Origin of the sequence: Pseudomonas sp. R4-35-07 (assembly GCF_003852235.1) — a bacterium.
GTDB lineage: Bacteria > Pseudomonadota > Gammaproteobacteria > Pseudomonadales > Pseudomonadaceae > Aquipseudomonas.
Genome location: NZ_CP027732.1, coordinates 121,652 through 136,904 on the forward strand (window position 1 = coordinate 121,652; position 15,253 = coordinate 136,904).

Annotated in this window: 8 protein-coding genes and 3 rRNA genes; 6 read left to right on the forward strand and 5 right to left on the reverse strand. The window is 56.7% G+C overall.

Annotated elements, in window-relative coordinates; genetic code table 11:
* Window positions 1-69: 69 nt before the first annotated feature.
* From C4J89_RS00590 to C4J89_RS00605, 4 genes are all read left to right on the forward strand, one after another.
* Window positions 70-2,961 (forward strand): 23S ribosomal RNA (locus C4J89_RS00590).
* Between the two features lie 171 nt (window positions 2,962-3,132).
* Window positions 3,133-3,248, forward strand: a 5S ribosomal RNA gene (gene rrf, locus C4J89_RS00595).
* A 109-nt stretch (window positions 3,249-3,357) separates the two neighbouring features.
* Window positions 3,358-3,473: ribosomal RNA gene (rrf, locus tag C4J89_RS00600) — 5S ribosomal RNA — on the forward strand.
* Window positions 3,474-3,747: 274 nt separating this feature from the next.
* The gene (locus tag C4J89_RS00605) at window positions 3,748-5,628 is read left to right on the forward strand and encodes a methyl-accepting chemotaxis protein (RefSeq protein ID WP_124360674.1); all 1,881 of its coding nucleotides are present in this window, start codon (window positions 3,748-3,750) and stop codon (window positions 5,626-5,628) included.
* A 68-nt stretch (window positions 5,629-5,696) separates the two neighbouring features.
* Here C4J89_RS00605 and C4J89_RS00610 read toward each other — a convergent pair whose 3' ends face one another.
* The 4 genes from C4J89_RS00610 to C4J89_RS00625 all read right to left on the reverse strand — a co-directional run bounded on the left by C4J89_RS00610 (window position 5,697) and on the right by C4J89_RS00625 (window position 11,858).
* A complete protein-coding gene (locus C4J89_RS00610; RefSeq protein ID WP_124413462.1) occupies window positions 5,697-9,074 on the reverse strand; it encodes an amino acid adenylation domain-containing protein in 3,378 nt (1,125 codons plus the stop codon).
* Complete coding sequence (locus tag C4J89_RS00615) at window positions 9,071-10,018, reverse strand: diiron oxygenase (RefSeq protein WP_124360676.1); 948 nt, start codon at window positions 10,016-10,018, stop codon at window positions 9,071-9,073. The genes C4J89_RS00610 and C4J89_RS00615 overlap by 4 nt, the downstream gene beginning before the upstream one ends.
* Complete coding sequence (locus tag C4J89_RS00620; RefSeq protein ID WP_124360677.1) at window positions 10,015-10,773, reverse strand: DUF3050 domain-containing protein; 759 nt, start codon at window positions 10,771-10,773, stop codon at window positions 10,015-10,017. The genes C4J89_RS00615 and C4J89_RS00620 overlap by 4 nt, the downstream gene beginning before the upstream one ends.
* 374 nt (window positions 10,774-11,147) lie before the next feature.
* Window positions 11,148-11,858 (reverse strand): GntR family transcriptional regulator, encoded by a 711-nt coding sequence (locus tag C4J89_RS00625; protein ID WP_124360678.1) that lies wholly within the window; start codon window positions 11,856-11,858, stop codon window positions 11,148-11,150.
* 321 nt (window positions 11,859-12,179) lie between these two features.
* Between C4J89_RS00625 and lapG the strand changes: the two genes are divergently transcribed.
* Window positions 12,180-12,803, forward strand: a complete 624-nt coding sequence (gene lapG / locus C4J89_RS00630) for a cysteine protease LapG (protein ID WP_256657439.1) — start codon at window positions 12,180-12,182, stop codon at window positions 12,801-12,803.
* Between the two features lie 14 nt (window positions 12,804-12,817).
* Window positions 12,818-14,764, forward strand: a complete 1,947-nt coding sequence (gene lapD / locus C4J89_RS00635) for a cyclic di-GMP receptor LapD (RefSeq protein ID WP_124413463.1) — start codon at window positions 12,818-12,820, stop codon at window positions 14,762-14,764.
* Window positions 14,765-14,890: 126 nt separating this feature from the next.
* On the opposite strand, the gene C4J89_RS00640 is transcribed toward lapD, so the two are convergent.
* On the reverse strand, window positions 14,891-15,229 hold the full coding sequence (locus tag C4J89_RS00640; RefSeq protein WP_057725300.1) for a hypothetical protein: 339 nt from the start codon (window positions 15,227-15,229) through the stop codon (window positions 14,891-14,893).
* Between the last annotated feature and the right edge of the window lie 24 nt (window positions 15,230-15,253).

Here is a 15,253-nt window from a genome sequence, read left to right on the forward strand (position 1 = left end):
TAATTGAGTATGATCGAATTTTCGGCGAATGTTGTCTTCACAGTATAACCAGATTGCTTGGGGTTATATGGTCAAGTGAAGAAGCGCATACGGTGGATGCCTTGGCAGTCAGAGGCGATGAAAGACGTGGTAGCCTGCGAAAAGCTTCGGGGAGTCGGCAAACAGACTTTGATCCGGAGATGTCTGAATGGGGGAACCCAGCCATCATAAGATGGTTACCTTACACTGAATACATAGGTGTATGGAGCGAACCAGGGGAACTGAAACATCTAAGTACCCTGAGGAAAAGAAATCAACCGAGATTCCCTTAGTAGTGGCGAGCGAACGGGGACTAGCCCTTAAGTGGCTTTGAGATTAGCGGAACGCTCTGGAAAGTGCGGCCATAGTGGGTGATAGCCCTGTACGCGAAAATCTCTTAGTCATGAAATCGAGTAGGACGGAGCACGAGAAACTTTGTCTGAATATGGGGGGACCATCCTCCAAGGCTAAATACTACTGACTGACCGATAGTGAACTAGTACCGTGAGGGAAAGGCGAAAAGAACCCCGGAGAGGGGAGTGAAATAGATCCTGAAACCGTATGCGTACAAGCAGTGGGAGCCTACTTTGTTAGGTGACTGCGTACCTTTTGTATAATGGGTCAGCGACTTATTTTCAGTGGCGAGCTTAACCGAATAGGGGAGGCGTAGCGAAAGCGAGTCTTAATAGGGCGTCTAGTCGCTGGGAATAGACCCGAAACCGGGCGATCTATCCATGGGCAGGTTGAAGGTTGGGTAACACTAACTGGAGGACCGAACCGACTACCGTTGAAAAGTTAGCGGATGACCTGTGGATCGGAGTGAAAGGCTAATCAAGCTCGGAGATAGCTGGTTCTCCTCGAAAGCTATTTAGGTAGCGCCTCATGTATCACTGTAGGGGGTAGAGCACTGTTTCGGCTAGGGGGTCATCCCGACTTACCAAACCGATGCAAACTCCGAATACCTACAAGTGCCGAGCATGGGAGACACACGGCGGGTGCTAACGTCCGTCGTGAAAAGGGAAACAACCCAGACCGTCAGCTAAGGTCCCAAAGTTATGGTTAAGTGGGAAACGATGTGGGAAGGCTTAGACAGCTAGGAGGTTGGCTTAGAAGCAGCCACCCTTTAAAGAAAGCGTAATAGCTCACTAGTCGAGTCGGCCTGCGCGGAAGATGTAACGGGGCTCAAACCATACACCGAAGCTACGGGTATCACGTAAGTGATGCGGTAGAGGAGCGTTCTGTAAGCCTGTGAAGGTGAGTTGAGAAGCTTGCTGGAGGTATCAGAAGTGCGAATGCTGACATGAGTAACGACAATGGGTGTGAAAAACACCCACGCCGAAAGACCAAGGTTTCCTGCGCAACGTTAATCGACGCAGGGTTAGTCGGTCCCTAAGGCGAGGCTGAAAAGCGTAGTCGATGGAAAACAGGTTAATATTCCTGTACTTCTGGTTATTGCGATGGAGGGACGGAGAAGGCTAGGCCAGCTTGGCGTTGGTTGTCCAAGTTTAAGGTGGTAGGCTGGAATCTTAGGTAAATCCGGGATTCTAAGGCCGAGAGCTGATGACGAGTTGTCTTTTAGACGACGAAGTGGTTGATGCCATGCTTCCAAGAAAAGCTTCTAAGCTTCAGGTAACCAGGAACCGTACCCCAAACCGACACAGGTGGTTGGGTAGAGAATACCAAGGCGCTTGAGAGAACTCGGGTGAAGGAACTAGGCAAAATGGCACCGTAACTTCGGGAGAAGGTGCGCCGGTGAGGGTGAAGGACTTGCTCCGTAAGCTCATGCCGGTCGAAGATACCAGGCCGCTGCGACTGTTTATTAAAAACACAGCACTCTGCAAACACGAAAGTGGACGTATAGGGTGTGACGCCTGCCCGGTGCCGGAAGGTTAATTGATGGGGTTAGCTAACGCGAAGCTCTTGATCGAAGCCCCGGTAAACGGCGGCCGTAACTATAACGGTCCTAAGGTAGCGAAATTCCTTGTCGGGTAAGTTCCGACCTGCACGAATGGCGTAACGATGGCGGCGCTGTCTCCACCCGAGACTCAGTGAAATTGAAATCGCTGTGAAGATGCAGTGTATCCGCGGCTAGACGGAAAGACCCCGTGAACCTTTACTATAGCTTTGCACTGGACTTTGAATTTGCTTGTGTAGGATAGGTGGGAGGCTTTGAAGCGTGGACGCCAGTTCGCGTGGAGCCAACCTTGAAATACCACCCTGGCAACTTTGAGGTTCTAACTCAGGTCCGTTATCCGGATCGAGGACAGTGTATGGTGGGTAGTTTGACTGGGGCGGTCTCCTCCTAAAGAGTAACGGAGGAGTACGAAGGTGCGCTCAGACCGGTCGGAAATCGGTCGTAGAGTATAAAGGCAAAAGCGCGCTTGACTGCGAGACAGACACGTCGAGCAGGTACGAAAGTAGGTCTTAGTGATCCGGTGGTTCTGTATGGAAGGGCCATCGCTCAACGGATAAAAGGTACTCCGGGGATAACAGGCTGATACCGCCCAAGAGTTCATATCGACGGCGGTGTTTGGCACCTCGATGTCGGCTCATCACATCCTGGGGCTGAAGCCGGTCCCAAGGGTATGGCTGTTCGCCATTTAAAGTGGTACGCGAGCTGGGTTTAGAACGTCGTGAGACAGTTCGGTCCCTATCTGCCGTGGACGTTTGAGATTTGAGAGGGGCTGCTCCTAGTACGAGAGGACCGGAGTGGACGAACCTCTGGTGTTCCGGTTGTCACGCCAGTGGCATTGCCGGGTAGCTATGTTCGGAATAGATAACCGCTGAAAGCATCTAAGCGGGAAACTAGCCTCAAGATGAGATCTCACTGGGACCTTGAGTCCCCTGAAGGGCCGTCGAAGACTACGACGTTGATAGGTTGGGTGTGTAAGCGCTGTGAGGCGTTGAGCTAACCAATACTAATTGCCCGTGAGGCTTGACCATATAACACCCAAGCAATTTGACTACTCCTGACTTTAAAAAAGCAGAAGCATCAGATTGCGGTGTGTGAAGACGCAATGAACCGAAAGTTCGATACTCACAAAACACCGACTTCTATCCCATACCCAATTTGCTGAAGCGAGGCCATCTGGCCACGACTCAGTACCCGAATTTCTTGACGACCATAGAGCATTGGAACCACCTGATCCCATCCCGAACTCAGTAGTGAAACGATGCATCGCCGATGGTAGTGTGGGGTTTCCCCATGTGAGAGTAGGTCATCGTCAAGATTAAATTCCAGAACCCCTGTTTGCGTACGCAAACAGGGGTTTTGTTTATGTAGAAGTCCATGAATTTCACCGGTACGTTGCTAGCGCAACGATCTGGTACACAGAATTTCTTGACGACCATAGAGCATTGGAACCACCTGATCCCATCCCGAACTCAGCAGTGAAACGATGCATCGCCGATGGTAGTGTGGGGTTTCCCCATGTGAGAGTAGGTCATCGTCAAGATTGAATTCCGAAACCCCTGTCTGCTTACGCAGACAGGGGTTTTGTCGTTTAGGGTTCTAAGTGGCTGATAATCGACTGTGCTCATACCGCCTGTCGTTCTCTTACGCTAAAAGCGGAAGATTCACACAAATCTCTAAGTTTTATCGATTTCTGGCCGAAAGCCTGACGAGCCATGCGTGCACCGAAATAGAGCGGTCGCAGAGTCCGCCTATCGCGATACATGGAATGTTCCACTCGGCACGCTCACCCCCCTTTGGCAAAAGAAGTCGATGAAATGAATCTCAAGTTCAGTCATAAAATTCTGTTGGCTGCGTCAGGCGTCGTGGTTCTGGCCTTCGCGCTATTCACGTTCTACAACGATTACCTGCAGCGCAACACGATCAGGCAGAACCTGGCGTCCTCCATCCAGCAATCCGGAGAGCTTACCGCCAGCAGTGTGCAGAACTGGCTCAGCGGCCGTATCCTGGTTCTCGAGAGCCTGGCACAAAACGTTGCCCATCAAGGCAGCGCCGCCGACCTTCCCGGCTTGGTCGATCAACCGGCGCTCACCTCAAACTTCCAGTTCACCTACGTTGGCCAAATCAATGGAGTGTTCACCCAGCGCCCCGACGCGAAGATGCCCGAAGGCTATGACCCACGTCAGCGCCCTTGGTACAAGCAAGCCGTAGCAGCCGACAAAACCATGCTTACCCCGCCTTATATGGCGGCTGTAGGCGGCCAGATCGTGACGATCGCCATGCCGGTGAAGAAGAACGGAGAGTTGTTGGGCGTGGTGGGTGGCGACTTGAGCCTGCAAACCTTGGTGAAGATCATCAACTCGGTGGATTTTGGCGGTATTGGTCATGCATTCCTGGTCAGTGGTGATGGCCAGGTCATCGTCAGTCCTGACCAGGACCAGGTGATGAAAAACCTCAAGGATATCTACCCGGGCACCCAGGTGCGCATCGAGAAGGTTAACCAGGAGGTTGTCCTCAATGGACAAGACCGAATCCTGTCCTTTACACCAATCAACGGGTTGCCGGGGGCTGACTGGTACATCGGTCTGTCTATCGACAAAGATAAAGCCTATGCCGCACTGGGTAAATTTCGCACTTCAGCGTTGATCGCAATGCTCATCGCCGTGGTGGCGATTGCCGTACTGTTGAGTGTGCTGATTCAGGTGTTGTTGCGTCCGCTGACCACCATGGGCGTTGCCATGCAGGACATTGCCCAGGGCGAAGGTGACCTGACCCGACGCCTCGACGTGACCAGCAAAGACGAGTTCGGTGAAGTCGGTAGCGCATTCAATCAGTTTGTCGAGCGGATCCACGCCTCGATTTCCGAAGTGTCCTCGGCCACCCGCCAGGTGCATGACCTGTCCCAGCGCGTAATGGCGTCGTCCAACGCGTCGATCATCGGCTCCGATGAACAAAGTGCACGTACCAACAGCGTGGCTGCTGCTATCAACGAGCTGGGTGCCGCTACCCAGGAAATCGCACGTAACGCCGCTGATGCCTCGCAGCATGCCAGCGGTGCCAGTGAGCAAGCTGATGATGGGCGCAAAGTGGTCGAGCAAACCATCCAGGCGATGTCGGAACTGTCGCAGAAAATCAGCCTGTCCTGTACCCAGATCGAAACCCTTAACGCCAGCACCGACAACATCGGACACATTCTCGATGTGATCAAGGGCATCTCCCAGCAGACCAACTTACTTGCGCTTAACGCGGCAATCGAAGCTGCCCGTGCCGGCGAAGCAGGGCGTGGGTTTGCCGTGGTGGCGGATGAAGTGCGTAACCTGGCTCACCGTACCCAGGAATCGGCAGAAGAGATCCACAAAATGATCACTTCGCTGCAAGTGGGTTCGCGTGAAGCCGTGACCACCATGAACGCCAGCCAAGTCTCCAGCGAGGAAAGCGTTGAAGTGGCTAACCAGGCCGGCGAGCGTCTGGTCAGCGTGACACAGCGAATCGTTGAGATCGACGGCATGAACCAATCGGTCGCCGCTGCCACCGAGGAGCAAACGGCGGTGGTTGAAACCCTCAATGTCGACATCAACCAGATCAACCTGCTGAACCAGCAAGGCGTGGCCAATCTCAACGAGACGCTCAAGGACTGCGACGCGCTGTCCCAGCAGGCCAGTCGATTGAAGCAATTGGTCGACAGCTTCAAGATCTGATCCTCGCTGTATCGGAGCGAGGCCTCGCTCCGATACAGCCGAGCAACTTCAATGCGGGCCAAAGCCGCTCAGAGAAAGCCGATGGCCCTGAGGTAGTCACAGCCCTTGCGTAACAGTGCGGGGCTCTTTGGCGGATACTGTGTGCCCATTTGTTCCAGGCCCCACTGCGCGTTGCTGTAATGGATCATCGACGTGTCGCCGATGTCTTCACCCAACCCATCAAGGTAAAAGCCCAGTACGCCGAACAACGCATTGTCGTGGCGCACTGTGCGCAACGCCCGTTGCCAATGTTGAAGGCTTACCCGTTCGAAGGTGTGTCCGGCCTGGCTGAACGCATTAAGGTACTGGTCCCAGCTCAAAGGTTGAGGATTGTGCAGGTTGAAGACGTTTCGCCCAGGGACAAAACGCGCGCTGTGAAACGCGATGAAGCGCGCCAGGAAGTCCACCGGCATCAGGTCGAAATTGCCCTCCATTCGAGGAACCCTGCCCAACTGCAGTGACCCTTTGAGCATCAACATCAACCGATTTTTATGGGGTTGGCAGACACCGTTCCGGCTGTTGAAACTGATATTCCCTGGCCGATGAATATTCACCCATGCCCCTTGCTCGACTGCACGCCCCAACAACCGCTCGGCCACCCACTTCGAGAGGTTGTAGCCGTTTTTTACATAGAGCGGCAACGCGCGGCTTGCGGGTGCTTCGAGCACATACCCATCAGTGTCGAGGCGACTGCAGGCTGACAGCGTTGAAATGAAATTGAAAACTTTCTTACAGTGGGTCTCGCAAAGGCGCAGGCATTCAAACACCGGTTCGACGTTGTCGTTGGCCAGTGCTATGTAGTCCATCACATGGTTGACCTGCGCCGCATTGTGCACCAGCACACCATGATTGCGGGCGAGGTGGTCGTACGCCTCTGCAGACAGACCCAGGCGGGGTTGGCGCAGGTCGGCGGCATACACCTGCACTCGGCTCAGGTCCAGCTGTTCCAGGCGGTATTCGCGCAACGCCTGAGAGAATCGGTCCGCCGCCGACTGGCCTGGGAGCGCCCGGACCAGGCACGCTACCTCCTGCGCCCCACCCGCCAGCAAGGCCTGGACGATGTGCACGCCGACAAAGCTGTTCGCCCCTGTGACAATCGCCTTGCGTGGATCCCCGGCGCGTGCCTCGGGCAGCACCTTAAGCGTCAAGGCTCGGGACGCATCTTTTTCCATCTGGCTGAACGATGTATTCGGCAGCGCTGCGCCCTCCATCTGCAAGGCCAGCGTACGAATCGTCGGCGCTTCAAAAAATTGGCTCAAGGAGAGGCTGCGGCCAAACTGCTCGCGCAGGCGCAGCAACAAGGTGGACAGCAGGATCGAATGGCCGCCTAGGTTGAAAAAGCTGTCGTCGATCGACACGTCACCGGCAGGCAACCCTAACAACTCCCCCCACAGGTCTACCAACTGCGCCTGGACTGGCGTGAGCGTGCTGCAACGCGTCATCTCCTGGGCGCGGGTAATTGGCGTCTCCCGCAACGCCTTGCGATCGATCTTGCCGTTGCTCGAAGCGGGGAGGCTCGGCAGCTCGCTCCAGGCGACAGGTTGCATATGTTCAGGCAGCCACTGCCGTGCGTGCTCCTTCAGGCTGGCCAGCGTGGCGCCGGGTTCGGGCTGGGCCGCAAAGCCGATGATTCTGTGCGTCTGATCAATCACCACTGCCACTTGGCGAAACAACCGACTGCTGCGCAGGCAGTGCTCGATCTCCTGAGGTTCGACCCGAAAACCGCGGATCTTGACCTGGTCATCCCGTCGGCCGCCCAACTCGATACCGTCTTGCGTCCATTTCGCCAGATCGCCGCTGCGGTAAGCCTGCAGCCATTGCCCGTCGGGCAACGTCAGCTTGATGAACGGGGAGTCGGCCTGCGGTGGTCCGTTCATATAGCCCAGGCTCACGCCCGGTCCTGCGAGGTACAGATCGCCCATCACCTGCTCGTCCACCGGTTGCAGCTGGTCGTCCAGGATCAAGACCTGACTGTTGGCAATGGGCAGACCGATGTTGCGATTGCTATCACCAAGCCGAAACGTTCGATGGGTTGCCAGTACCGTGGCTTCGGTGGGGCCATAGAGGTTGTGAAACTGGCATTGGCCGGCCATTCGCTCGATCACGTAGGGTTCGCAAAAGTCGCCGCCGGTGAGCAGGTGTGCGAGGCCCAGCGGCTGGTCCAGCGGCAAGATGCCGAGCAGTGCCGGTGGCAAGAAAGCATGAGTGACGCGTTGCAGGCGAATCAGCTCGACCAATTGCCGGGGATCGTGACGTTGTTCTGCGCTGGGGACAATCAATGCTGCGCCCGCGATCAAGGCAGGGAAAATATCGATCAGTGAGGAGTCAAAGCTCAGCGGCGAAAATTGCAGGACGCGACTCTTATCGTCCAGCGCCACACAGGTACCGAGCCAGGCCGTGAAATGCGCCAGATTATGTTGGCTGAGCAGCACACCCTTGGGTTGCCCCGTGGTGCCAGAGGTAAAAAGCGCCATGCACGGCGCATCGGCCTGGGGACGATGGCGCATCAGCGGCTGTGTGGAGTCGATGCCGTGTGGGGTGAGCGTACTGACATCAAGTGAAACGAATTTATCCCGCAACGGGTGCAGGCCATTTTCCAGTAATACGCCTGCACCTGCGCTTGTCAGCATGCTGTGCTGGCGTTTTACCGGATGGTCCGGAGACAGCGGCAAATACACCGCGCCACAGCCCAGCACCGCCAGAATGCTTGCGTAAAGCTCGGTAGATTTTTCCAGGCATACACCCACCACCGGTGGTGTTTCAATGCCCTCCAACAGGGGCAGCAGGTGTTGCTGAATCGCCACGGCTTTTTCCTGAAGCTGGCGATAAGTCACCCTGCGCCCCGCAATATTAAGCGCTGTACGATCGGCGAAGGCATTCAGGCTGGCCTGCAACCGTTCGATCATGGGCACCTGTGCCGCCCGCAGCAGTGCCGGATCGGCTGTACGGTTGAATCGATGCATGAACGCCAGTGACTCCAGTCCTCGCAATCCCTGTTCGGGCAAGGTGCCCGGGTTGGTCGTTGCACAGAAATAACCAGGGTCTCTCGAGAATCCGCTGACCAATGACGCTACCCACTCCACCAGAGCGTGCGCCGCACGACGACGCAGGCGCTGGCCGTTGCCGCTGGGCTCCTCGGCAACGTCGTGCACGGCCAACAGGCGCCGATCACGGTCATAGCAGCGAAACTGAAGTGCGGGTAACCCAGTTTCGGACACGGGGCCGATGCCCAGGCGCAGGCTCATCCACGGCGCATCGGTGGATAAGGCTGACGGTGACTGGCTGCCGTCCTCAATCACCAGGTCGACCGACCCCGCCCCCGCGATATGCCCGTATTGTTCCAGAACCTGCTTGAGGGCCCCCAGTGCTTCACTGGCACCGCCCCATTCAATCGTCAAGCGCCTCATGCCAGCCTCCCCGCCGCGGGCAGGTAGTCGTCCAGTGCGCGTGCCACGCTTGGGGTGTGCAGCACGCCGCTGTGGTGCAGGAAGCTCATGATGTTGCCGATCAACGGGTGCTGGCGGGTGATAGGAAAATCCAACGCAATGATTTCATCCTGCAGCGCCAAACGAATATCGGTACTGACATCCAGGTGTTCGATCAACTGCAAGTCGAAGCCTTTCTGTATGTCGTTGGTCAGGTAATGGGCCAGAAAAGTCGGGAGCACGCCGGCAATGCTGTCGCGGTCTTGCGCGCTTGCCGACTGCCAGTAGATACGCACCAACTGTGTCCAGAACTGTGCGTGGCGCCCTTCATCGAACAGGTGATCGGCCATCAGGCCGCGTACGGACGACTTGATACTGTCGTCCTTGGAAAAGGCCGCCACATCATGGGTGACGGTGTTTTCGGCGATGGCCACGACAATCAACTCGACGGCATCGTGCAGGTGCTCCGGTGCCTGCGCCTGCGCGGCCGGCAAGGCGCGGCTCAGTTCGATCTGCCCCGGCAGGTCCAGGGGCTCGATACCGGTCAACGCTACGGCTTGCTGCAGGAAGTCCAGTGCCACCAATGCGTGGTAATCCTCATCCACCACGACGGTCATTGCATCGTAGCGGCAGGCGAGGGGGAGGGGCAGCGAGAAGCGATTCTTGGCAATACGGCGGGCAAGTTTATCGACGATCTCGGTTTCGAAAACCACGATGTCATGGATGAATCGATAAAAGCTTTGCACCAGCACAAAGTCGCGGCATTGCGAGCAGCGCTCGAGAAAGGTCGCACTCAATACAAGGGGTTGGCGGCTCAGGGGATAGATCAGTTTGCCGTCGTTTTCCAACATGCGGCGCGGGCGTGTGCGGATGGTTGCGCGCCGCTCCCAGTCTTCGGCAAAGGAGTGATAGCCGGTGGCGCTCATGGGTGTACCTCATGCATTGAGGCGTGTACGTCGTCCCAGAAGGTCATGCGGCTTTCCAGGGCACCGAAGGCAGCGCTATCGGCTTGTCGCTGGCGAGTCGGGTCTGCGCCGATCAAATGCTGGAGCACCTGCTCCGCCGCCGGGCCGTGCTCCTGGCTATCCAACTCGATATGACGGTTGAGGTAGTGACACAAGATGGGTGCCTGATGAGCAATCAAGGGGCTGCTGCACAGAAGGCGCTCGAACATGGATGCAATGACGCCTTCACGACCATGCAGGAAGGCCGCCGCGACGCAGTGGGTGGGGGCGCTGAGTGCGATCTGCCATGTGCTGTCGACAAAGCGCGGCACGCCGGGGGGCGCACCGATCATTCGCAGCGCTGCGCTGACCTCTACACCCTGGTGTTGCAGGTCAATGAAACGTGCGATGACACGGGTATTGGCGCCCACCTCCGCCATGGCTTCCAGATACAGCTCAAAGTGACTGCAATGGCCTCGCGTCGGATGTTCGTCCGACTCCTCGCCCAGCACGATTTCATTGATCAGGCGTGCGGCCTGCGGATTGGCTGGCGGGAGCCAGGGTATTTGGGTGCACGTAAGGTCCTGTTGCAGGCGTTTGGTCAGGGTCATGAAGTCCCAAACCGCAAATACATGGCTTTCCATAAAGTGTTGTAATTTGCTAAGAGAAGTTATTTCAGCAAATAACGGGTGACGGTACAGTTTAAGTTTCTTTTGTTCGAGCGAATGATGATGCATGGTTGACGCCTATGAAGTTGTTGCGACTGCTCTAGTTGCAGTGATGGATTTTGTAGTTGTTAGTTGGAAGATTAGCGTTACGGCGCGCCCACGCGAGGAGCGCTGGCTCAATACGCGGGCAGCGATTGCAAGGTTTTTGGGTGAGTCGCTGATACTAAGCTGATTAAACGTTTGGATGAGCTTATAAGTGTATTAAATGTTTTTTCGAACAAAAACTTCCCGGAGAAATAGTTGTTTGAGGTGTGAGAAGTTTCCTTATATAACGCCGATTTGATTAAGGCTTGCCGGTTTGTTCACAGTGTTATCAACGCGGGACGCTTCCTGATAAGGGATGGTACCCCGCGATGCTCAGGCTCAAGAGAGGTACGAGCGCCTTATGACGTGGCTGTTCTATTCGCAGTTTCGAGGCTATTGAGGTATCTATTGATGACCTCCATGCCTCGCATCAAGTGATTACGCAGTGTCAGGATGCTTTCATCGATTTTCTTCTGCACCACCAGGTTGAGCAGTTCGCGGTGATCCTCCTGTGACGTCTCGCCCAGTCCCATCGCCTCGAGGTTGAAGCGCAGAAACCGCTCCTCTTCATTCAGCCCATGTTCCACCAATTTGAGCAGGCGATGGTTAGGCGCCTTGCCATACAGGATCATGTGAAACAGGCGATTGAGGCGACCGATCTCGCTGTAGTCTTTCTCGCATTCCAGCGCAGTGATACAGGCCTCTGCCTTGGCAATGTCCGACTCCGTGAGCAATGGGATCGACAAGCGCAAGGCTTCGGACTCCAACAGCATGCGCAGGGCATAGGTCTCAGCCGAATTGTCCTCGATCAAGGGCGCAACCACAGCGCCTTTGTGAGTCACCACATGCAGCAGGGATTGTGCCTCCAACTGGCGCAAAGCTTCGCGCACCGGCATACGGCTGACGCCGAACAGGCTGGCGAGTTCTTGCTGGCGCATAGCAGTGCCACAAGGCAATCGACCATCGAGAATGGCGTTACGCAACGTTTCTTCAATAACGGCGCGGGCAAGATGAGCGGGAATAGGTCCGCTGACCTTGATACTGCTTAAAGGGTTCGGCTTCTGTGTCACGGTTACGCTACCCTCCTTTCTTGAGTAATAAAGTGTGTTTATTGGATCCAATGAACACTAGAGATGGGCCATGCACTTGTCAAACAGCCAGAGTTTCCGTTTGTAAGGGCCCACAGCGTGTATTTTGTACGTCCCACAGGAGGCGGTTATAAACTCGCTCCACCGATGAATGATCGCACTGTGCCATTGTTTTTTGTGAGACGAAGCTTCACCATCCCTTGAAATTCCGTCTCTCTTCATGGACTGAACGCCTTGGCGGTAAGTTTTATTCCCTATCGAGTTTTTTGCTGGCTCTTATCAGCGATCTTATTGGCCGGCCTGATGCTTGGCGGGCTGCATGCCGATTGGGATTTCTCGCAGATCAGCCGCAAGGCCAGCGCCTTGTACGGGCCGTTGGGCGAGGGCCAGCAACGTATTGACGCGTGGCAGCGGCTGCTGAGCACCGAAAAACAGGTCAGCGAGCAAGACCAGCTCAAGGTCGTCAACGTGTTCTTCAACAAACAAATGACCTACGTGGAGGACATCGATCTCTGGCGCGCGGTCGACTATTGGGAGACACCCATCGAAGCACTCTGGAAGGGCGCCGGTGACTGTGAAGACTACGCCATCGCCAAGTATTTCAGTTTGCGTCATCTGGGCGTGTCCAGCGATAAATTGCGCATTACCTACGTCAAGGCCTTGCGTCAGAATCGTGCGCACATGGTCCTGACCTACTATTCGACCCCCGACGCGATCCCGTTGGTGCTCGACAGCCTGATGGACGACATTCTGCCGGCAACCCGCCGTACCGATTTGATCCCGGTGTATTCATTCAACGCCGAGGGGCTGTACCTGCCCGGCGCCAAGGGCAACAAGAAAGTCGGCGATACCAAACGCTTGTCGCGCTGGCAGGATGTGTTGAGAAAAATGCGTGCGGAAGGCTTCCCAGCCGAGCCTGCCAACTAGGAGTAACTGATCGGATGTCTTTGTTCAAACAGCTGTTGATCGCAATCTGTCTGTTCCTGGTGGTCGCCTTCAGCGGCAGCTTCATGGTCAGCCTGGAAAGTTCGCGCACGCAATACGTCAACCAATTGCGCTCCCATGCGCAGGATGCCGCGACGGCACTGGCGTTGTCGCTGACTCCCAATATCGACGATCCGGCCATGGTCGAGTTGCTGGTCAGCTCGATCTTCGACAGCGGTTATTACGCCAGCATCCGTGTGGTGGACTTGGCCACGGACCAAACCATCGTCGAGCGCAGCGGCATACCCGACAACAATGGCGTGCCCCATTGGTTTGTAAAGTTGATCGGCCTGGAGCCGGCCGGTGGTGATGCGCTGGTGAACCGTGGTTGGGAGCAGGCGGCGCGAGTCGAGGTGGTCAGCCATCCGATGTTCGCCCTGGCCAAACTCTGGCAGAGCGCCCTGGGCAGCCTTGGCTGGTTGCTGCTGTGCGGTGCGGTCAGCGTGGTGCTCGGCGGGCTGTTGCTGCGCCGGCAACTGAAGCCGTTGGACTATATGGTCAAGCAGTCCCACGCGATCGCCCGTCGGGAATTCCTCAGCCTGCCTGACCTGCCGCGTACGCCGGAGTTGCGCCGGGTGGTGCAGGCCATGAACCAAATGGTGGAAAAGCTCAAAGCGCTGTTCCAGGAGCAGGCCGAGCGCAGCGAAAAGTTGCGCACTGAATCCTATCAGGACAACCTCACCGGCCTGGCCAACCGCCGCTATTTCGAGATGCAGCTCAACGCCCGAGTCAGCAACCCCGAAGAAACCAACTCCGGCTACTTGCTGGTGTTGCGCGTCAAGGACCTGGCCGGCCTGAACCAGCGCCTGGGCGGCCAGCGTACCGACCAGCTGCTGCAAGCGGTCGGCGAACAACTGCTGCGCCAGTGCGAGCCGTACCCGGAAACCCATAACCTCGTGACCCGTATTCGTGGCGGCGAATTCGCCGTGCTGGCGCCTGGGCTCACGCGTGAAGAAGCGCTGCAATTGGCGCAGAACCTTGAAAGCACGTTGCTCAGCCTGCAGGCCACCGGCGCCAGCGATGTTACGCCCGTGGCCTACATCGGCCTGGCACCGTTCAACCATGGCGATGCGCCGCAGGCGCTGCTGACCCTCGCCGACCAAGCTTTGGCTCAAGCCGAAGGGCAGGGTGACAGCACCTGGGCGTGCCTCGACCACAGTGCCGCCGCCAGCGTCGGTGATGATCACCATGCCTGGCACACACTGTTGGACCAGGCGCTGACCCAACAGCGTTTCGAGTTGTACTTCCAGCCGGTGGTGGCCAGCCAGGACCCGCAATTGGTCTTGCACTACAAAGTGCTGTCGCGCTTGCAGGACTTTGACGGCCATACCCTACCCGCCGGGCGTTTCCTGCCGTGGCTTGAGCGTTTCGGCTGGTCAGCCCGCCTGGACCGCATGATGCTGGAGCAGGTGCTCAAACAGATGAGCGGCCACAGCCACAACCTGGCGCTGAACCTCTCAGCCGCAACCTTGCAGGATCCTCAGGCACTGCAACGCATTTATGACCTGCTGCGCCAGCACAGCAACCTGGGCTCGCGCCTCACCCTGGAGATCGGTGAAGAGCAACTGCCGGAACAGCTTGTGTTGGAACAGATGACCCAGCGCCTGCGCGAGTTGGGCTTTTCCCTGAGCCTTCAGCGTTTCGGTGGGCGATTCAGCATGATCGGCAACCTGGCCCGCCTAGGCCTGGCGTACTTGAAAATCGACGGCAGCTACATCCGCGACATCGACCAGGAAAGCGACAAGCGCCTGTTTATCGAAGCCATCCAGCGCGCGGCCCACAGCATCGATCTGCCGTTGATTGCCGAACGTGTGGAGACCGAAGGTGAGCTGAAGGTGATTCGTGAGATGGGGATTTTTGGCGTGCAGGGCCAGCTGTTCGGCGAGCCCGCGCCCTGGAAATAACGCAGAACCAATGTGGGAGGGGGCTTGCTCCCGATAGCGGTGTATCAGTCGCCTAAATATCGACTGGTCTACTGGTATCGGGGGCAAGCCCCCTCCCACATTTTAGAGCCGATGGAACTCTAGGGCTCAGATAAGCCCTTTCTCATCATCATTGATCAACTGGCTCAACCCACCCAACGCTTCCCGCGCCTGGTTACGGTCCATCAATTTGGCCTGAGCCGCAGGCGGCAGGTCGGTCACGCTGATGACGCCCTTGCGGGTGAGCACCTGGATCAAGTCGTCCAGTACCCGGATCATCTCCAGGTCACTCTGTTTGAGCTGGGCCAGGCTGGTTTCCACCACTTCGTTGGCGTACCAGGCCTGGATCTCATGGTGATCGGCCGGCAGCGTTTCGGTGGATTCGGCAAAGGCGGCGGCCTCTACGCGACTCAACGCGCCCTGCGCATCACGTTGCACGTAAAACATAAGAACCCCCTCGAAAAAAGCCAC